Raw genomic sequence first — 18,577 nt, forward strand, 5'->3', positions numbered from 1 at the left:
GGCAGCATGTTGGCGGGTAGTGGCGCTGCGCATTATCCGCCCGAAAACGGTGAACGAACACCCTGGATTATTAGGGATTCCCCTTCAAAGCGGCTGCAACATTCAGTTAGCTGTTGGATAATAGGTGCAGCCTCCATACGCCAATTCGGACTGTTCGAAGGCGATATGCAGGGCTGCTATTAGGGCTTACCTGAGAGCCAGCTTACCCATAAGGAGTATTTCTGTGGCGACCACATTGGCAGACTATCTGGCGACTTCGCTCGCCAACGCGGGTGTAAAACGCATCTGGGGTGTTACGGGTGATAGTCTGAACGGGCTGAATGACAGCTTGCGTCGACTGGGCCGCATCGAATGGATGCACGTGCGGCACGAAGAGACCGCTGCGTTCGCAGCCGGCGCCGAGGCTGCCATTACCGGCGAGTTGGCTGTGTGCGCAGGCAGCTGCGGCCCCGGCAACCTGCACCTGATTAACGGTTTATTTGATTGCAAACGCAATCATGTACCGGTGCTGGCGATTGCCGCGCATATTCCGTCCACGGAAGTCGGCCTGGGTTATTTCCAGGAAACGCATCCGCAGGAGCTGTTTCGCGAATGCGCCGACTATGTCGAGCTGGTGTCCAGCCCCAAGCAGTTCCCCGGTGTATTGAATCGTGCATTGAACACCGCCGTAGGCAAACGGGGCGTTGCCGTATTGGTCATCCCGGGAGATGTCGCGCTGTCCGAATGCGATCTGGTGGCGGCCGAACATTTCGCCCTGCCGGCCGCACCGCGTGTCGTACCGCAAGATGCTGAAATTCAGCGCCTCGCTGCCCTGCTCAACACGGAAAAGCCCGTGACAATTTTGGCGGGTAGCGGCTGCGCCGGTCAGCATGATGCGGTCGTCGCACTGGCCGAGCAGCTAAAGGCCCCGATCGTGCATGCGCTGCGTGGCAAAGAGCACATCGAATGGGAAAACCCTTACGACGTCGGCATGACGGGGCTGATCGGTTTCTCGTCCGGCTATCACGCCATGGCAAATGCCGAGGTACTGCTCATGCTGGGCACGGATTTCCCGTATCGGAATTTCTATCCCGAGCATGCCCAGGTGATTCAGATCGACCACGACCCGGGCGCGTTGGGTAAGCGTGCCGCGCTCACCATGGGTGTGGTTGGTGATGTCGGCGACACGATCGAAGCGCTCCTGCCCTTGCTGAATGAACGCCAGGATAGTTCGTTCCTGGATGCCGCACGTGACCATTATCTGAAAGCCCGCAAGGGTCTGGACGAGCTGGCCACACCGACAGCCAAAGGCCGTCCGATTCATCCGCAATATCTTGCGCATCGCATCAGCGAACTGGCCGCCGAAGACGCGATCTTTACCGCCGACGTTGGCACCCCGACTGTGTGGGCGGCTCGCTATCTCGCCATGAATGGCAAGCGTCGCCTGTTAGGCTCGTTCAACCATGGTTCCATGGCCAACGCCATGCTGCAAGCCATTGGCGCGCAAGCCGCACAACCTGGCCGCCAGGTCGTCTCGCTGTCGGGCGACGGTGGATTCAGCATGATGATGGGCGACTTCATCAGCCTGTCGCAGTTGAACCTGCCCGTGAAGATCGTCGTCTTCAACAACGGTACGCTGGGCTTTGTCGCGATGGAGATGAAGGCCGCCGGTTTCCTCGACACCAACACCAATCTGGACAACCCCAATTTTGCCGCGATGGCCGAGGCGATGGGGATCAAGGGGATACGTGTCGAGAATTCCGACGACGTGGATGGCGCGTTGAAAGAAGCCTTCGCGTATCAAGGTCCTGTGCTGGTGGATGTGGTCACCGCCAAGCAAGAACTCGTGATGCCGCCGGCGATCCAGGCGCAGCAAGCAAAAGGTTTCAGCCTGTATATGCTCAAGGCAATATTCAACGGTCGTGCCGATGAAGTCATCGAACTTGCCAAGACGAATCTGCTGAGAAAATAAGCGGGCAAAAGAAAGGGGCTGCTTTGAGCTGCCCCCGACACCTTGGACATTGATCCAGGCGACGAGGGCAACGCGAGGCAGCCCCTTTTTTACGACTTCAGACTGGCTGATCTGGACGTTAGACGTATTCCAGGTTCAACACCGCAGCCGTCTTCTTGCGCGTATCGAAGCACGCATCCGCGTCCTGGCGCAGGTCGACGCCATAGGTCGGGATGATGGTCTTGAGCTTGTTCATCCAGCCATCGTTGGCGAGTTGCTTGGCGAAACAACGCTCCAGAACGTGCACTGCGATATACGCCGCGGTCGATGCACCGGGAGAGGCACCCAGCAGCGCAGCGATAGAGTTATCCTGCGAGGCGACCAACTCGGTGCCAAATTCCAGGATACCCAGCTTGTCCTTGCCCGGTTTGATGATCTGAACACGTTGGCCTGCCACCGCCTTGGTCCACTCAACCTGACGTGCTGTGGGATAGAAATCCTTCAGCATTTCAAACTGATGGTCCGCGCTGAGCATGACCTGCGACACCAAGTATTCCGTCAACTGCCAATCATCCTTGGCCACATCCAACATCGGCAGCACGTTGCCCGGACGGATGGAGCGGAACAGATCCGTCAACGAACCATGACGCAGGAAGCGCGTGGAGAAGCCCGCATACGGACCAAACAGCAGCGACTTCTTGCCACCGATGATGCGCGTATCCAGGTGCGGCACCGACATCGGAGGCGATCCGATGGCGGCCTTGCCGTAGACCTTGGCTTGATGACGATCGCTCACCTCGTCTACATCGCAACGCAGCCAGATGCCGCTGACGGGGAAACCGCCAAAGCCGTGACCTTCCGGGATGCCCGACTTTTGGAGCAGCTCCAAAGCGCCACCGCCCGCGCCGATGAACACGAATTTCGCGCAGATCGTGTTGTGCTCGTGCGATTGCGTGTGCTTGGTCCGCACCAGCCAGCGGCCATCGGCCTGCTGTTCCAGATGATCGACATGCTGGTGATATTGAACCTGAACGCCGGCTTCTTTAGTCAGATGCGCAATCAACAGGTGGGTGAGCGCACCATAGTCCACGTCAGCGCCGCTGACGATACGCGTGGCGGCGACAGGCTGCGAAGGATCGCGGCCTTCCATGATGAGCGGTGCCCACTTGGCGATCTGTTCGCGGTCCTCGCTGTATTCCATACCGCGGTAGCAATGGTGGCCCGACATTTCCTTGTAGCGCGCACGCAGATAGGCCACATTGGTATCGCCCCACACAAAGCTCATGTGCGGGCACGGGTGGATAAAGGCTTGCGGATCCGGAATCGCGCCTTTGGTGACCAGGTAGCTCCACAGCTGACGCGACAGGTCGAATTCGGTATTGACCTCGAGCGCTTTGCTGATATCGACGCTGCCGTCGGCACGCTGCGGCGTGTAGTTCATTTCGCAGTTAGCGGCGTGGCCCGTGCCAGCGTTATTCCAGCCATGCGAGCTTTCTTGAGCGCAGTCGCCCAAGGCTTCGACAATGGTGACTGACAGCGAGGGCTCCAGCTCTTTCAGGAACGTGGCCACCGTGGCGCTCATGATGCCTGCGCCAATCAACAGGATATCGGTTGTAGTCGTGACGTTTGAGTTCATAGCGTGGCCTTAGGCAGGAACAAAAGGAATCTGTGCGTCAGGCGCAAAGATCACGTAGGCGCGGCGCCACGGCTGGTCATCGACCAAATGCCAGCGATGGCCCTGGCCCACCGTATCGTCGGCCCACAGCACATCGCCCGGATTGATGCGGACGACGCTGCCGTCGGGCATCTCGAAATCCAAGGTGCCGCTGAGCGTCAGCACAAATTGGTGAGCGGGCGCGGTATGCCAGTCGAAGCTTCCACCTTGGCTGGTTTCACGAAACGAGATGCTGGTGGCGCCAACCAGACTGCTGACGAAGTCGCCGCGCTCACCACCGGGCAAGTCGATACTGCCTTCCGTGAAATACGACTTGCCGTCTTCACCGGTGTACAGCTTTACGCATCGGATCATGTCAGGCTTTCCTTATTGTTGATGGTTTCACACTGCTCACAATCAGAGCATTTCCACGACCGCGATACCAATTGCCATCGTCACGAGCGACAGCACGGTACTGATCATGACGGTCGAAGCCGCCTTTTCTTCGTAGATATTCAGGGCCACTGCCAAAGCCGGGTTAGCGGTTGCCGTAGGCAGAATGCCAATAATGAATGCCGATTTGAGCAGATCGCCTTGCAGACCGAGGCCCATGCCAACGGCCAGGATGATCGCACCCTGAACGATGTTCTTTACGAATACGCTGAACAGGACTTCGACATTGAACTTCGGCTTGATGCCCGACAGATACAGACCCAGGAAGAACAGCGCTACGCCGCCCGCCGTTTCGCCCAATTCGTTTAACGAGTTGGTGACGAGTTCGGGCAGTTTGACCCCGCTCACACTGAGGATCGCGCCTAGGATGGGCAGAAACACCAGAGGCTGACGCAGCGAGTTCCAGAGCTTTGCACCCGCACTCTGACCTTTGTCACCGCCGCCGATCAACATTAGTGCGATGGGCAGGATGATCACGGTGTAGATCAGGTTACCGATGACCATCGCGATCAGGCCCGATGCGCCGATCGTCGCCAACAGAATTGGAGGGCCGCAGTAAGCCATGTCGGGGAAAGACGCGCAAAGCCCCAGCATGCTCGCATTGCCGCGGTCATGCTTGAAAAATATGATGCCGGCGAGATACGCGCCGATGAACGCGAGAATCAGCCCACAGCCAATCGCCAACGCATAATCCAAGTCCAGAATCGTCTTCGGATTTGAATTTGCCGCCGCCACGAATAACGCGATCGGCAGGGCGATTTTGACGACGAAATCCGCAAACGCTTGCGAATACTCGCGTTTAATAAATCCGGAATAGCCGGCCAGCAAACCGACACCACCCCCAACGATAATGGGCCCCAGGGCCTTCGATATTATTTCAACTAGCATGGTTTTCCTTATTGAAAATGGCTAGAGTGGGCAATTCTTGAAGACTATTGCGGGCGAGCGGCACGCCGGTTGCCCGCGCCTCTTGTGACCAAATTATAGGAGAAATGTTTCAAAATCAACTGATTTGAAAAAATCTGAGTTGGCCAATTCTGGCGTGGACCTGCCTGCAGCGAACCCTGCAGTCAGTCACGCAAGTCTTTGCGCAGGGCCGTACGTTCAGCGGCGCGGGTAAAGTGTGTACGCGCCGCTTGCGCCGCCGCCGCGACGTCATGCCGGCGAATCGCCTCGACAATGGCCCGGTGCTCGGCCACCACCTCCGCATGCATCTCCGCCACCCGCACGTTATTTGCTGCGGCAGCTCGCAGCTTCATTCGCATGCGGGCGTCGATCAATTGCAGGAACTCCACGAAGAAACTGTTCCCCGACGCCTGCGCGACTGTCAGATAGAACGCGGCCTCAGCGTCCAACCAAGCTTGAACCGACTCTTGAGTCCGAGGCGCGTTCGAGGCGTCAACCAAACGATCCAGATAGTGATCCAGCTGCTCCAATTGAGCTGGCGTGCGAAAACGCGCAGCCAGTCCGGCGGCATCCGCCTCGACACTAGTGCGCAGCTGCATGATTTGCATCAGCTCGAGCCGTTTGTCGAAACACTCGGGGGAGATGCGAAACGACGTCAACGAGGGCGGCGCCGTGACGTAAGCCCCCAGCCCTTGCGCGTTTCTATAAGGCCATCGCTTTTCAGCCGGGAGATAGCTTCGCGCACCGCCGAGCGACTAACACCGAATTCGGCGGCGATCTGCGCCTCGGCCGGTAGCTTCTGACCGACCGCCACTCCCCGCCCTCGATCTTGTTTTGGATGGCCTCGGCAATCGTGTCGGGCAGCGCCCGCGGACGTCCTAATTCATCAAAAAGGCGGGGCGTTTGAGTCACTGATCTCGTATACAGCAGATGCGATGTTGCCGGATGTTAGCACTTAAGAACCGTTGACATGCTGTAAGGCTGCCTGATAGGTTTACTCTTCGTATCATTATAAGACCGGGCATTTTTCTACATAACCTGGCATTGCATTGCATGCAGCTGTCAAAACCCAAGCCGGCAGGACCTCAGCATATCGCTGATCAAATAAACAAATAAATAAATAAATAAATGAGTAAATATTCGAGGAGACCATAATGAAATTCGCATTTAATGCGCTAGCATCCATCGCGATATTGGGAGGGGTCAGCCCTGCCTGGGGCGCGCGGGATAATTGGCCGGCAGCACCCATTCGAATCGTCGTGCCTTTTGCGGCCGGTGGTGCAACAGACATTTTGGCGCGTGTGGTTGGCGCACAATTGCAGCAACGATTGGGCCAGTCCGTCGTGGTGGAAAATCAGACAGGGGCCGGCGGCACCATCGGGGCAGCGGCCGTTGCCAAGAGCAAACCCGATGGGCATACCCTGCTATTGGGCACCGTCGCCACGCAATCGATCAGCAAAAGCGTCTACCCAAGTCTGTCCTACAAACCCACCGACTTTGCCCCCATCAGTACAGTGGCCACTGTCCCTATGGTGCTGACACTCCATCCGTCGGTGCCTGCCACAGACGCCAAATCCCTGGTGGAATACTCGAAAAAGAATCCGGGCACATTGGATTATGGGTCGTCGGGCAATGGCGCGATCACCCACCTGGCGGTCGAACTATTCAAGAGCATGACCGGCGCCGACATGGCGCATGTCCCCTATCGAGGCAGCGCACCCGCCGTGGCGGATTTGCTTGCGGGACGCATTAAGGTAATGATCGACCACGCACCCACCGTGCTGCCGCATATCGAGTCCGGCAAGCTCAAAGCCATTGGCGTGGCAGACCCAAAACCAATACAGCAGCTGCCGAATGTACCCGCCATCGCGGCCAGCGGTGTGCCGGGTTATGAAGTGACATCCTGGTTCGGGTTATTAGCTCCCGCCGGTACGCCTGACGCCGTCATCGACAAGCTCAATAAAGAATTAAAAGAAGTGCTGGCCTCGCCGCAAGTCCAGAAGACGCTTACCGAGCAAGGCGCTCTCGCCAAACATACCAGCCCCGATGAGTTCGGCAAGATGATCGACGCAGACATGGCCAAATGGGGCAAAGTCGTGAAAGACGCGAACGTCACGCTGCAGTAGTCTCATTACCGGCATCTGAACGAGCGTGCGCCTGCCCACTCGTTCGGATACAGTGTGCCTCTTTGGCAGCACGCGTCGCAGAGACACGCCGCCATCCGTTCGGAGGGAGCGTCCAACGGCAGCGCTTAGCTCAACCTGACAATGGTGTCGCCGGGCGTCAGAGGCGCTCCGGTCAACGCCTGTAACTCGTCAAACCTTAAACCATCCACCATCCCCGTGACGATCAAGCCGTGCTGCGTCACATCAATGACGGCAAGGTCGGTATAGATTCGGTCCACTACGCCGTAGCCAGTGAGCGGATAGGTGCACTGTTGCACGATTTTCGGCGCGTTATCCCGCGTCACGTGCTCCATCGTCACATACACGCGTTTGGCCCCGACGGCGAGATCCATGGCGCCACCCACAGCGGGAATGGCCTCGGGATGACCGGTATCCCAGTTGGCCAGATCACCGCTGGCAGAAACCTGGAATGCGCCGAGGATGGTCAGGTCGATGTGTCCGCCACGCATCATGGCGAAGGAGACAACGTGATCCGTGATGGAGGACCCGGGTATCAGCGTCACCGATTCCTTGCTGGCATTGATGAGGTCCAGATCCAACGGGGCATCTGGGTCGCCCGGTCCCATCCCGACAATGCCGTTTTCCGTATGGAGCAGCACATCGCGGTCATCGGGCAAGTAGCGGGCCACCAGGGTCGGAATACCGATGCCGAGGTTGACGTAGTAACCATCGGGAATATCTCCCGCCACCCGCTGCGCAATTTCCTGGCGTGAAAGTTTCTTAACCATTGTGCTGGCCCCCCTCGATCTGAATCACGCGCTGTACGAATATGCCAGGGGTATGCACATGCTCTGGAGCGAGTTCGCCCAAGGGCACGATGCGGTCAACCTGGGCTACCGTGACCGTTGCGGCCATCGCCATCACCGGTGAAAAATTCCGCCCTGCGTAGCGATAGGTCAGATTGCCCCAACGGTCGCCGTACTGGGCTTTGATGAACGCGAAGTCGCCTTTCAGGGGTTGCTCCAACACATAGCCGACCCCATCGAAGACGCGGGTTTCCTTACCCTGGGCCAACGCTGTGCCATACGAGGTCGGCGTATAGAACGGCCCCATCCCCGCCCCGGCCGCCCGCATCCGCTCGGCCATGGTGCCCTGAGGCACACATTCCAGTTCGATCTTGCCCGCCCGATAGGCCTGCGCAAAAGCGACCGCATTGGGCTGCAGTTTGTTAGAGGATCGCGCGAAGGAACACACCATGCGCCGCACCCTGCCAGCCGCAACAAGCTGGCTCAAGCCGACCGGACCATTACCCGCGTTGTTATTGACGATCGTCAAATCGCGGGCACCCTGGTCCAGCAGTGCACAAATCAACTCCGTCGGTACGCCCGAGGCGCCGAATCCGCCAATGAGGATCGTCGCTCCGTCCTGAACGCCCGCCACAGCGGCTTCCAGCGAATTTACTGTCTTGTCGAGCATGTCTCTCTCTTCATTATTCTTACCCGCAACCTTGGGACTTAAGGCATTTCGTTACCCAGAATGGCCGTTGATTGGCTCGACAGCGTGCCGCCATTGCCATGCACCAACGCGATGTGAGCGGCGGGAACCTGACGATCGCCGCAGGCTCCTCGCAGCTGACGCACCGCCTCGATCAAGATGAAAATGCCGTACATGCCAGGATGCACGCAGGACAACCCTCCACCGTTGGTATTGACGGGCGTATGGCCACCCGGCGCGATGCCGCCGTTTTCCACAAAGGCGCCACCTTCCCCCTTGCCACAAAAACCCAGGTCCTCTAAGAACAGGATCGTATTGATGGTGAACGCGTCGTACAGTTCCATCACGTCGATATCACGATGCGTGACACCCGCCATCCGCATGGCGCGCCGGCCGGATTCTGCCGCCGCCGTTACCGTCAGATCATGCATCGAGGAAATCTGGCGGTTCCAAACCGCTGTGGCGTTACCTAACACGTAGACTGGCTTATGCGGCAGATCACGAGCTCGATCTGACCGCACCAGCACGTAGGCGCCCGCGCCGTCGGTCACCAGGCAGCAGTCCAGCACGGACAAGGGATCCGATACCATCCGCGCGTTGAGTACGTCTTCGATCTCCAACGCGTCGCGTTTGTAGGCCTCGGGGTTGAGCTGCGCCCACTTGCGCGCGGCAACGGCGACTTCCGCGAGCTGACGGCGCGTGGTGCCGTACTGATGCATGTGGCGTTGTGCGGCCAGTGCATACGACGTGATCGGCGAAATGGGCTGATAAGGCTGCTCGTACGGTTGAGGATCGAGTAGCGCACGCGCTTTCACGCCTTCCTTGCGACCGAACTTGGCCGTGCGTTGCGTGCTGCCATAGCACACCAGCACCGCATTGCATTGCCCGGATGCCAGCGCCAGCATCGCCGGCAAGAGATGAGCAACGAAGCTCGATCCGCCCAGCATCGTGCTTTCGATGAACTTTGGCCGCAGCCCAAGGTATTCCACGACAGGCATCGCCCACATTGTCGCCGAAGAGCTGCTTGTGCAAATGCCGTCAATGTCAGCCATCGTCAGGCCCGCGTCTCGGACCGCACGTGACGCCGCCTGGGCCAGAAGCTCCATTTCGGTATAGCCATGCGCTTCACCCAGGCCGGCGGTGCCAACGCCAGCGATGGCCACCTTATCCCGAATCGACTCAAGCATGAGAGTCCTCCGTTTGATCGAACACTAGGACACCCTTGCCGTCTTCGAGCGCCACGCGTGCCAATACACGCAGCCCAACATGCACGGCATCAGGGCTGACTCCTTCGATCCGGCTCATGACACGTACATCTTCATCAAGATCGACAAGCACTACGTTGTAGTCCCCGCCCGCTTCCGGCTTGCGGCGAACGATGCTATACGAGTAGACCGTACCGCGCCCGGAGGGAGCGATCCATTGCAGGTCTTCGCTGCCGCAGTGGACGCAAAGCATACGAGGATAAAACTGGTGGCGCTCGCAAGCAGTACAACGTTGAATTTCGAAAATGCCTTCGCTCAAGCGCGCAAAATACCGCGCCTCAGGACCTTGGGCCTCGCCAAGATTGTCTTGCATGGTCATCCCTCTCTTCCTTTTATTCTTTAGCTGTCACTGAACCGACGACCGCTTTCTGCCAGCTGCACCAGCAACGGGGCAGGCTCCCAGTATTCGCCGTGTTGCTCGTGAAAGCGCCGGATCGTTGCAAGCACCTCTGGCAGACCCACCGTATCGGCATAGAACATCGGCCCACCACGGAACATCGGAAATCCATAACCGGCGACGTAGACCACGTCGATGTCCGATGCTCGCTGCGCGATGCCATCCTGCAGGATGCGTGCGCCCTCGTTGACGAGCGCGTAGATCGTCCGAGCAATGATCTCCTCGTCCGAGATTTCCCGACGTGTAATACCCGCCTCTGCGGAACATTGTGCAATCAATGCATCGATCTGGGGATCGGGTATCGGTTCGCGGCTACCGGCCTCGTAGCGGTAAAAACCCGAGCCGGTTTTCTGCCCAAAACGCCCCATCTCGCAGATGCGGTCGGCAACTTTGGAATAACGCAGATGCGCCAGGCGGGTCGGCGCCTGCCGTTTACGCGCGGCCCAGCTGATGTCCAGACCTGCCATGTCCTGCATTTGCAGCGGACCCATGGCCATGCCAAAGCGACGCAAGGCACCGTCTACCTGTGCGGGCGTGCAGCCCTCCTCTAGCAGGAAGTAAGCCTCGCGCGTGTAGTGGCTGACCATTCGATTGCCCACGAAACCGTCGCATACTCCCACCAGAACCGGGATCTTGTTCAAACGAACGGCAAGCCGAAAAACCGTGGCGATGACACTATCGGAGGTCTTTGCGCCTTTTACGACTTCCAGCAAACGCATGACGTTAGCGGGGCTGAAGAAGTGCATCCCCAACACCTGGGCGGGGCGCGAGGTGACCGCGGCGATCTCATTGATATCGAGGCGCGAGGTGTTGGATGCCAAGATCGCCGTCGGTTTGCAGACCGCGTCCAGCCGGGTGAAGATTTCCTTCTTGACCTGCATATCCTCGAAGGCCGCTTCGATGACGAGGTCGACGTCCGCCAGATCACCATACTCCAGACTACATTGGATGCGGGACAGCCGGTCTTTCACCTCTTGTTCGGTAAATCGACCTCGTTTGCTGCTGGCTGCATAGTTGCCCTGGATGGTGTTCCACCCACGTTGCAAGGCGGCCTCGGTCTGCTCGAGCAGCACGACCCAATAGCCGCCGTTGGCGAGGCTCATGGCGATGCCTCCACCCATCGTGCCAGCCCCTACCACCCCTACGCGGGCGATCTGACTGGGTTCGGCTGCGCTCGGCAGCTTTGTGGCCTGTCGTTCTGCGAAGAACAAATGGCGTTGTGCCTTGGACTGATCGCCCTCGACCAAAAATTTGAAGCGATCGGCCTCGTGGGCCAGGCCAGTCTCCAGGCTCGTATGCACTGTCTGCTCGATGCAGCCGATGCACTCTAGCGGCGCATTGCAGCCGCGATAACGCCGCTGCGCATCACGCCGCGCCGCCTCGAACAGCGCCTCCGAGGCTGCGTTGCGTAAGGGCCCGGGATCAACGGCGCGGGACTCGCGTTCGCCGCGCGACAGTGCGAGCCCCAACCGACATGCCGCATCGATAGGATCCGCCGCGACTTCGTCCACCAAACCATTGGCAAGCGCTTGATGTGCAGTGATCGGCTCACCCCCAACAATCATGTCCAACGCGTCGGCAATTCCTATGAGTCTTGGCAGACGCTGGGTACCGCCCGCGCCTGGCAGGACACCAAGCTTGACCTCGGGCAGCCCCAGTTTCGCGGTCTCCGACGCCACGCGGCCATGACATCCCAATGTCAGTTCCAGACCGCCCCCGAGTGCGGTGCCATTGATGGCGGCGACTACCGGTTTACCCGAGCCCTCGATCCGGGCGATCAGCTCTCGTAGCAGGGGCCGGACCTGCGTTTTGGGCGTGTTGAACTCGCGAATGTCCGCCCCGCCCGAGAAAAAGCGCCCACTACCTGTCAGCACCACCGCTTTCACCTGTGCATCGGCCAAGGCCTTGTCGAGCTGTTCGCCCAACGTTACGCGAACCTGACTGCCTACGCTGTTGACGGGCGGGTTGTCGATGCGCAGTACGGCAATGGCGGCTTGATCCACGTGCCTGATTTCGACGTGCACCATATTCAACCCTCGATCCGGACCAGAGCTTGCCCCTCTTCGACTTCGTCACCTTCCGCGACCAGAATCTCGACGACCTTCCCGCCGCGCTCGGCGTCCACGGGCAGCTCCATTTTCATGGATTCGATCTTGACGACCTCATCGCCCTCGTTGATGACCTGCCCTGGCTTTACCAGCACGCTAATGATGCGGCCTGCGACCGTCGATTCGATTGCCTGCATAGTTGTCTCCTTGAATAGATATCGTCTCGCCCGCGCTACGCCGCGCAGGCCATTGTCTGAATGCGCTCGACCATCGCCGTGGAAAGCTGACCACGGCGGAAATCTGGATTCGCGAGCGCCTGTTGTAGGAACGGGATGTTGTTCTTCACGCCCTCGATGCGAAAACTCGATAACGCCACGGCCAAGCGGTCCAACGCCTGATCGCGCGTGTCACCATGGGCAATCACCTTTGCGAGCATCGGGTCGTAGTAACTGGAGACCTTCACGCCGCTGCAGTAACCCGTCTCCACTCGAATGCCTGGGCCGGATGGAGGATCAAACGCCTTCAAAAGACCTGGCGAGGGTAGAAACCGCACGGGGTCCTCGGCGTAAACGCGAGCTTCCACCGCGTGTCCCGACAAGGAAATCGTTTCAGGCAACACCGCGCTGATACGCTCACCAGCTGCCAGACGAATCTGCGCATGGACCAGATCGATGCCAGTCACGGCTTCCGTCACGGCATGCTCGACCTGCAGTCGGGTGTTGACCTCCAGAAAGACGAAGCCCGATTGAGGCGTGTACAGCATCTCTACCGTACCAATCACGTTGTACTTCAACGCAGAGAGAATTCCCTCCAGACGTGCGGCCATGTCGGCCACAACAGTTCTGTCCAAGCCTGGCGCGGGGGCCTCTTCCAAAACTTTTTGATGGCGCCGCTGCGTGGAACAATCGCGCTCGAAAATGCAGCGAACACCGCCATAACGATCCGCCAGGAACTGAAACTCAATGTGGCGCGGCGCTTCGATCAGTTGTTCAACATACAAGTCAGGCTGGGCGAAGCAACGCTGTGCCAACGCGCGAGCCTGCTGCCAGGATGATTCGATATCTTGGGGGCCACGAATCGGCAGCATACCGATGCCCCCGCCTCCGCCCGCCGGTTTAATCAAAAGCGGGAAGCCCAAATCATTGGCCGCTTGGCGTAGATCGTCGGCATCACTCAACACGGCGCTGCTGCGTGTCATCGGCATGCCATGACGGCGCATCAGGTCGCGCGCCTGAGTCTTGTGGCCCAACTGGCGGATGAGCGACGGGCTCGGCCCGATAAACGTCATGCCCGCCGCCTCGACGGCGTCCGCGAAATCCGCATTTTCTGACAAGAATCCATAGCCCGGATGCAAGGCATCCGCACCGCACTCACGCGCTACATTCAGGATGGCTGCCTGGTTCAGATAGCTGGCCTGCGCCGCTGCCGGCCCGAGCAAGTAAGCCTCATCAGCAGACTTCCAGTACGGCAACGCAGCATCCGCCTCGGAGTACACGGCCACTGACGGAATGCCCAGTTCGCGCAGCGCCCGGATCACCCGATCAGCAACCGCGGCGCGGTTGGCAACAAGGACTTTACGAAACATGTTCGCTCTCCTGTGCGCGTTTAAGGGCGGTATCCGAACGCACGAGGCCCGGGCTTTAACAGAGGTGCGGAGATCGAAATGAACTCTTCCAACAGCGCGCGCGTATGGGCCGGGTCGATCACGTTCTCAATCACAAATGCTTCGGCGCTGCGATAGGGTGAGGTCAATGATCGAACGCGTTGCTCGATTTCAGCCAGCTTGGCATCGCGGTCTTCGGCGGATTCGATTTCGCTTTTGTAGGCGACTTCGAGGCCGCCTTCGACAGGCAGTGAACCCCATTGTGCCGAAGGCCAGGCGTAGCGGAAGTTGTATCGGCCGTCACTCTGATGGCCACCAGCAGCCACACCGAACGCCTTGCGCACGATAAAACTGCACCAAGGCACGGTGGACTGCGCCACTGCCGTCAAGGCGCGCACGCCATAACGCATGGCGCCCTCTTTCTCGGCAGCGAGCCCGATTTGAAAGCCCGGGACATCAACGAAGTTCACCACCGGCAAATGAAAGATCTCGGCCAGATCCAACATACGCACAAACTTCTCTGCCGCCTGCTTATCCCACGCCCCGCCGTAGTAATAAGGATCGCTGGCCACCAAAACTACCGGGTGCCCTTGGATACGCGCAAGGCCCGTAATCAGCGCCCTGCCCCAGCGTGCGCCAATTTCCATGAAGGAATCTGCGTCGACGACCGCGTTGACGACCGGCCGCATCTTGTAGACCGAACGATTGTCCTTTGGCACCACATCACGCAACCAGGAAAAATCATTCGTGGCGGGTGCGCGAGGTTCTGTACGAGGCGGCAGTTCATGCACCGAGCGAGGCAAGTAGGACAGGAAACGCCGCACGCGGAGAAAGGCCTCTTCTTCGGTGGCGACCTCATCATCACACACACCATTACGCGTATGAATGGCACTGCCACCCAATTCATTCTTTTCCAGATTCTGCCCAATACGTGCCACCACGGGCGGGCCCGCGATGAACATTTGGGACGTGTCATTGATCATCACAGAGTAGTGGCTGGTGGTCACCCGAGCAGCGCCCAATCCGGCCACCGAGCCCAGGGCCATTGAGACCACGGGAACCGTCGCCAAATTCTGTGTCATGGCCGGCCACATTCTCAGCTTGGGTAATAACGTGTGGCCCTTTAACTCGATGTTCTTGACGGAGCCGCCACCGCCTGTACCATCCACCAGACGTACCAGAGGCAGTTGCAGATCCCTCGCCATAATTTCCGAAGCGAGCAGCTTGTCGCCCACCGCGCCATCATTAGCCCCCCCACGCACGGTAAAGTCATCCGCGGCGAGCACAACCGGCCGGGCATCAATGCGTGCGCGGCCGGTCAAAAAGTTTGACGGCGTGAAATCAACGAGGCGTCCGTTCGCATCGTACTGAGCCGAGCCGGCCAAGTCTCCAATTTCATGGAAAGACCCCGGGTCCACCAGTTTCTCGATACGCTCGCGTACTGGCAATCTGCCCTTGGACCGGTGGCGGGCCACCTTCTCTTCGCCCCCCATACGCTGGGCTAAATCCCTGCGCAGCGCCAGCTCTTCCAATTCCTTGCTCCAGGACATTCCTCGCTCCACTCTGCTATTCAAACTGGTTATTGCTCAATCGTGATGTTGGCGCGCTTGATGAGTTCGCCATTCTGTTTCAGCTCAGTCTCGATCTTTTCGCGGAATGCCTGAGGCGACTGCGTGAGGATATTGCCTTGCGGCATCAGCCGATCCCGGACGGCGGGTTCTTGAACGACGGCTGCGATCTCTTTATTGAGCTTGTCGACGATGGCCTTCGGCGTCCCCGCCGGTGCAAACGTGCCCACCCAGAACGACACGTCGAAGCCGGGATAGCCGGTTTCGGCAACAGACGGCACATCAGGTAGATCGCGCCAGCGTTCCTTGGTCGAAACGGCCAGGGGCAACAACTTGCCCGACTTCATCAGCGGCATGCCGGCCAGCGTGTCAAAACCAAAGTCGATTTCCTTGCCCAGCAAAGCCGCCTCCATGGGAGCCGCGCCACGATACGGCACATGGGTCATCGCCGTGTTGGACATCGTGCCCAGTTGAGCGCCGGCCAAGTGCATGAGGTTGCCGTTGCCCGCCGAACCATAGGTCACGGTGTTGGGCTTGTCTTTCGCTCTCTTCACGAGATCTTGGACAGATTTGATGTCCTTGGTGCTGGGGTTCTCTGGATTGACGACCAACACAAAGGGTACGGAAACGATCGTGCTGATGGGCTCGAAATCTTTAAGAGGGTCATAGCCCAGGTCTTTGAAGAGCATGGGGTTGACGGTGATCGAACTGGAGTTGCTGACCAGCAGCGTATAGCCGTCCGGTTTGGCCTGCGCCACGGCGCGCGCGGCGATCATCCCGTTGGCACCCGTCTTGTTCTCGACAATGAATGTCGTGCCCATGCGTTTGGACAGACCGTCACCGATGATGCGCGCGACGGTATCGATGGTGCTACCGGCAGTGAAGCCCACGATCAGACGGATGGGTTGGTCCGGGTATTTCGCTGCTGAAGCGGCAAGCGGCGCGGCGGCCAGGGTGAGAGCGGCAGTCAACCCTGCCAGCTTGAAGGCAATACGCATGTGTGTCTCCGTGTGTGTGTCGTTTATCGCGCCGCGGCAGCGGCGTGGCACATCTTAGATACACGTTTCGTCAGACGAAACGTTCGTTCTATTTTATAGAAATAGGCCGGGGTGTCAATAGTGGTCTTGCGGTGTTGCGATGAGCAGGCGTGGGAAAGCGCACTGCGGGCAATGACGCAGTGCGGAGCTTTAAACGGGTTAGCTATAAGAGATGAATGACTGCCGGGCGGAGGAAGCCAAAATGGTTCCCCACCGGCAGTGGGTGAAGCGCCCTATCGGGCGTTACCGAGTAGACGAGTGGCCGCAAGCACGGGGACCGAACTATTCCCCGCCATGCAGAAGGAAACGCTGCACCGCTATCTGGCGCAGATGCCTGTACTGCAGGCGTTGTATTTCGCCAAACAGCAGCTCAACGGATTTCTGGTTTTGAAGAGCTTAAAGGCCACACGCGCACAAAAAATGCTGCCAAAATTCCTGGCTCTGATTCGGCAGTTCGAGCAAAGTCCAGCCAAGGCGCTGGCGGCGACGTTACTATCGTGGCTCGAGCCCATCGTGCGGATGTGGCGGTTCACTAAATCCAACGGGATTACCGAGGGCTTTCACACGAAGATGGAAATGCTCTCGCGCCGGGCGTTTGGGTTCAGAAATTTTGAGAATTACCGCATGAGAGTCTTGGCTCTGTGCGGTTGGAACGGTGTGATTAACCGGGTCTGATGAATGCTCATCCCCCGTTTATGGAGTAGAGCCGATTTTTATTATATGGAGTCAACGGAAAAAAGAAGTCTTGGTGCGAAGGGGGGGACTCGAACCCCCACACCTGTTACGGCGTCAGGACCTAAACCTGGTGCGTCTACCAATTTCGCCACCTTCGCGGTACCAAGCCCGCTATTGTAGCTTGCTTGCTAAAATCTTGCATATGAATTCGCGACTAAATTTACTGCATCCGTATCCCTTTGAAAAATTAAGGGCTTTGCTGGCCGAGGCTGGCTCCGCGCCGCAGGGATTGGCACCGATCAACTTGTCGATCGGCGAGCCCAAACACGCGGCGCCGGCTCGCGTGGGGGAAGCGTTATGCAACGCGCTGAACGGGTTGTCGGTCTATCCCGCCACCAAGGGCGAGGCGTCGTTGCGCCAAGCCATCGCGCAATGGCTCGCCCAGCGCTACAGCATCCCCGCTCCCGACGCGGACCGTGAGGTGCTGCCGGTGTTGGGATCGCGCGAGGCGTTATTCGCCTTTACCCAGACCGTGGTGGACCCGGATATCGGCGGACTGGTGGTGTGTCCGAATCCGTTCTATCAAATCTATGAAGGCGCCGCCTTGCTCGCGGGTGCGACGCCCTACTACGTCAACGCCGACCCCGCGCGCGATTTCGGATGCGACTGGGAAAGCGTACCGGCCGAAGTTTGGAGCCGCACGCGACTGGTATTCGTGTGCTCGCCCGGCAATCCCGCGGGCAACGTCATGACGCTGGACGAATGGCGAGTGTTGTTCGAGCTCTCCGATCGCTATGGGTTCGTCATCGCATCGGATGAATGCTATTCGGAGATTTACTTCGATGAAGGCAATCCGCCTCTGGGCGGCATGCAAGCGGCGCGACGCTTGGGCCGCAACGATTACGCGAATCTGGTGGCGTTCTCCAGCCTGTCAAAACGCTCCAACGTCCCCGGCATGCGTTCCGGTTTCGTAGCGGGCGATGCCAAACTGATCGCCAAGTTTCTGCTCTATCGCACCTATCATGGCAGCGCGATGAGCCCGGTGATCGCCGCGGCAAGCGTCGCTGCCTGGACGGACGAAGCGCACGTGGCCGATAATCGCCGACAATATCGGGCGAAGTTCGAAGCCGTGGTCCCCGTCCTGCAGCGCGTGCTGGACGTGCGCATGCCGCAGGCCTCTTTCTATCTGTGGGTCCCTACCCCGGGCTCCGATACGGCTTTCGCGCGCGACCTATATGCTCGCACTGGTGTTACCGTACTGCCCGGCAGTTTCCTAGGCCGCGAGGCGCACGGTGTGAATCCCGGCGTGGGCCGCGTGCGCATTGCGCTGGTGGCCCCTTTGGCGCTATGCGTCGAGGCGGCCGAGCGCATCGCGCATTTTGTCCAGACCTCAGTTTGATCAACCTTTTTAACGTAGATAA

At 58.9% G+C, this 18,577-nt stretch carries 18 protein-coding genes and 1 tRNA gene; 4 read left to right on the top strand and 15 right to left on the bottom strand.

Annotated features, from left to right (window positions below):
* The first annotated feature begins 223 nt into the window (after positions 1 to 223).
* Positions 224 to 1,951, top strand: coding sequence for a ubiquinone-dependent pyruvate dehydrogenase (poxB, locus tag GOQ25_RS06525; protein ID WP_160349647.1), 1,728 nt, complete (start codon positions 224 to 226; stop codon positions 1,949 to 1,951).
* 118 nt (positions 1,952 to 2,069) lie between these two features.
* On the opposite strand, the gene mqo is transcribed toward poxB, so the two are convergent.
* The 5 genes from mqo to GOQ25_RS19765 form a co-directional block, all read right to left on the bottom strand.
* Complete coding sequence (gene mqo, locus GOQ25_RS06530) at positions 2,070 to 3,566, bottom strand: malate dehydrogenase (quinone) (RefSeq protein ID WP_160349648.1); 1,497 nt, start codon at positions 3,564 to 3,566, stop codon at positions 2,070 to 2,072.
* Between the two features lie 9 nt (positions 3,567 to 3,575).
* Positions 3,576 to 3,959 carry an AraC family ligand binding domain-containing protein gene (locus tag GOQ25_RS06535; RefSeq protein ID WP_160349649.1) on the bottom strand — a complete coding sequence of 128 codons (384 nt, stop codon included), beginning with the start codon at positions 3,957 to 3,959 and terminating at the stop codon, positions 3,576 to 3,578.
* Positions 3,960 to 4,001: 42 nt separating this feature from the next.
* Entirely contained in the window at positions 4,002 to 4,925 is a 924-nt protein-coding gene (locus GOQ25_RS06540) for an AEC family transporter (protein WP_160349650.1), read from the bottom strand.
* Positions 4,926 to 5,107: 182 nt separating this feature from the next.
* Positions 5,108 to 5,542, bottom strand: a complete 435-nt coding sequence (locus GOQ25_RS06545) for a FadR/GntR family transcriptional regulator (protein ID WP_160349651.1) — start codon at positions 5,540 to 5,542, stop codon at positions 5,108 to 5,110.
* A 56-nt stretch (positions 5,543 to 5,598) separates the two neighbouring features.
* Positions 5,599 to 5,757, bottom strand: coding sequence for a GntR family transcriptional regulator (locus GOQ25_RS19765; RefSeq protein WP_160349652.1), 159 nt, complete (start codon positions 5,755 to 5,757; stop codon positions 5,599 to 5,601).
* A 340-nt stretch (positions 5,758 to 6,097) separates the two neighbouring features.
* Between GOQ25_RS19765 and GOQ25_RS06555 the strand changes: the two genes are divergently transcribed.
* Entirely contained in the window at positions 6,098 to 7,069 is a 972-nt protein-coding gene (locus tag GOQ25_RS06555) for a tripartite tricarboxylate transporter substrate binding protein (RefSeq protein WP_160349653.1), read from the top strand.
* A gap of 125 nt (positions 7,070 to 7,194) precedes the next feature.
* Here the strand turns inward: GOQ25_RS06555 and GOQ25_RS06560 are convergent, their stop codons facing one another.
* The 9 genes from GOQ25_RS06560 to GOQ25_RS06600 are packed head-to-tail and all read right to left on the bottom strand — an operon-like array spanning position 7,195 to position 16,442.
* Complete coding sequence (locus GOQ25_RS06560; RefSeq protein ID WP_160349654.1) at positions 7,195 to 7,857, bottom strand: 3-oxoacid CoA-transferase subunit B; 663 nt, start codon at positions 7,855 to 7,857, stop codon at positions 7,195 to 7,197.
* Positions 7,850 to 8,545 carry a 3-oxoacid CoA-transferase subunit A gene (locus GOQ25_RS06565; protein ID WP_160349655.1) on the bottom strand — a complete coding sequence of 232 codons (696 nt, stop codon included), beginning with the start codon at positions 8,543 to 8,545 and terminating at the stop codon, positions 7,850 to 7,852. The genes GOQ25_RS06560 and GOQ25_RS06565 overlap by 8 nt, the downstream gene beginning before the upstream one ends.
* A gap of 38 nt (positions 8,546 to 8,583) precedes the next feature.
* A complete protein-coding gene (locus GOQ25_RS06570) occupies positions 8,584 to 9,750 on the bottom strand; it encodes a thiolase (protein WP_160349656.1) in 1,167 nt (388 codons plus the stop codon).
* Positions 9,743 to 10,147: a Zn-ribbon domain-containing OB-fold protein gene (locus tag GOQ25_RS06575; RefSeq protein ID WP_160349657.1), complete on the bottom strand. Its 405-nt coding sequence runs from the start codon at positions 10,145 to 10,147 to the stop codon at positions 9,743 to 9,745. Before GOQ25_RS06575 ends, GOQ25_RS06570 begins: the two co-directional genes overlap by 8 nt.
* A gap of 20 nt (positions 10,148 to 10,167) precedes the next feature.
* Positions 10,168 to 12,252: a 3-hydroxyacyl-CoA dehydrogenase NAD-binding domain-containing protein gene (locus GOQ25_RS06580; RefSeq protein WP_160349658.1), complete on the bottom strand. Its 2,085-nt coding sequence runs from the start codon at positions 12,250 to 12,252 to the stop codon at positions 10,168 to 10,170.
* A 2-nt stretch (positions 12,253 to 12,254) separates the two neighbouring features.
* Positions 12,255 to 12,470: an acetyl-CoA carboxylase biotin carboxyl carrier protein subunit gene (locus GOQ25_RS06585; RefSeq protein WP_160349659.1), complete on the bottom strand. Its 216-nt coding sequence runs from the start codon at positions 12,468 to 12,470 to the stop codon at positions 12,255 to 12,257.
* Positions 12,471 to 12,505: 35 nt separating this feature from the next.
* Positions 12,506 to 13,858, bottom strand: coding sequence for an acetyl/propionyl/methylcrotonyl-CoA carboxylase subunit alpha (locus GOQ25_RS06590; protein WP_160349660.1), 1,353 nt, complete (start codon positions 13,856 to 13,858; stop codon positions 12,506 to 12,508).
* Between the two features lie 20 nt (positions 13,859 to 13,878).
* Positions 13,879 to 15,426, bottom strand: coding sequence for an acyl-CoA carboxylase subunit beta (locus GOQ25_RS06595; RefSeq protein ID WP_160349661.1), 1,548 nt, complete (start codon positions 15,424 to 15,426; stop codon positions 13,879 to 13,881).
* A 29-nt stretch (positions 15,427 to 15,455) separates the two neighbouring features.
* Positions 15,456 to 16,442 carry a tripartite tricarboxylate transporter substrate binding protein gene (locus GOQ25_RS06600; protein ID WP_160349662.1) on the bottom strand — a complete coding sequence of 329 codons (987 nt, stop codon included), beginning with the start codon at positions 16,440 to 16,442 and terminating at the stop codon, positions 15,456 to 15,458.
* A gap of 297 nt (positions 16,443 to 16,739) precedes the next feature.
* On the opposite strand from GOQ25_RS06600, the gene GOQ25_RS06605 reads away from it, so the two are divergent.
* Positions 16,740 to 17,156, top strand: coding sequence for a transposase (locus GOQ25_RS06605; RefSeq protein WP_370519899.1), 417 nt, complete (start codon positions 16,740 to 16,742; stop codon positions 17,154 to 17,156).
* A gap of 71 nt (positions 17,157 to 17,227) precedes the next feature.
* Here the strand turns inward: GOQ25_RS06605 and GOQ25_RS06610 are convergent.
* Positions 17,228 to 17,314, bottom strand: a tRNA-Leu gene (locus tag GOQ25_RS06610).
* Between the two features lie 44 nt (positions 17,315 to 17,358).
* Here GOQ25_RS06610 and dapC point away from each other — a divergent pair.
* Positions 17,359 to 18,555: a succinyldiaminopimelate transaminase gene (gene dapC / locus GOQ25_RS06615; protein WP_160349664.1), complete on the top strand. Its 1,197-nt coding sequence runs from the start codon at positions 17,359 to 17,361 to the stop codon at positions 18,553 to 18,555.
* The last annotated feature ends 22 nt before the right edge of the window (positions 18,556 to 18,577 follow it).

Origin of the sequence: Bordetella sp. 15P40C-2 (genome assembly GCF_009763235.1) — a bacterium.
Taxonomy (GTDB): domain Bacteria; phylum Pseudomonadota; class Gammaproteobacteria; order Burkholderiales; family Burkholderiaceae_B; genus Bordetella_A.

Bases quoted from the DNA above. Each gene is read 5' to 3' on its own strand.
- mqo (WP_160349648.1), bottom strand. From the start codon at position 3,566: ATGAACTCAAACGTCACGACTACAACCGATATCCTGTTGATTGGCGCA.
- GOQ25_RS06535 (WP_160349649.1), bottom strand. From the start codon at position 3,959: ATGATCCGATGCGTAAAGCTGTACACCGGTGAAGACGGCAAGTCGTAT.
- GOQ25_RS06540 (WP_160349650.1), bottom strand. From the start codon at position 4,925: ATGCTAGTTGAAATAATATCGAAGGCCCTGGGGCCCATTATCGTTGGG.
- GOQ25_RS06545 (WP_160349651.1), bottom strand. From the start codon at position 5,542: ATGCAGCTGCGCACTAGTGTCGAGGCGGATGCCGCCGGACTGGCTGCG.
- GOQ25_RS06555 (WP_160349653.1), top strand. From the start codon at position 6,098: ATGAAATTCGCATTTAATGCGCTAGCATCCATCGCGATATTGGGAGGG.
- GOQ25_RS06560 (WP_160349654.1), bottom strand. From the start codon at position 7,857: ATGGTTAAGAAACTTTCACGCCAGGAAATTGCGCAGCGGGTGGCGGGA.
- GOQ25_RS06565 (WP_160349655.1), bottom strand. From the start codon at position 8,545: ATGCTCGACAAGACAGTAAATTCGCTGGAAGCCGCTGTGGCGGGCGTT.
- GOQ25_RS06570 (WP_160349656.1), bottom strand. From the start codon at position 9,750: ATGCTTGAGTCGATTCGGGATAAGGTGGCCATCGCTGGCGTTGGCACC.
- GOQ25_RS06575 (WP_160349657.1), bottom strand. From the start codon at position 10,147: ATGACCATGCAAGACAATCTTGGCGAGGCCCAAGGTCCTGAGGCGCGG.
- GOQ25_RS06580 (WP_160349658.1), bottom strand. From the start codon at position 12,252: ATGGTGCACGTCGAAATCAGGCACGTGGATCAAGCCGCCATTGCCGTA.
- GOQ25_RS06585 (WP_160349659.1), bottom strand. From the start codon at position 12,470: ATGCAGGCAATCGAATCGACGGTCGCAGGCCGCATCATTAGCGTGCTG.
- GOQ25_RS06590 (WP_160349660.1), bottom strand. From the start codon at position 13,858: ATGTTTCGTAAAGTCCTTGTTGCCAACCGCGCCGCGGTTGCTGATCGG.
- GOQ25_RS06595 (WP_160349661.1), bottom strand. From the start codon at position 15,426: ATGTCCTGGAGCAAGGAATTGGAAGAGCTGGCGCTGCGCAGGGATTTA.
- GOQ25_RS06600 (WP_160349662.1), bottom strand. From the start codon at position 16,442: ATGCGTATTGCCTTCAAGCTGGCAGGGTTGACTGCCGCTCTCACCCTG.
- dapC (WP_160349664.1), top strand. From the start codon at position 17,359: ATGAATTCGCGACTAAATTTACTGCATCCGTATCCCTTTGAAAAATTA.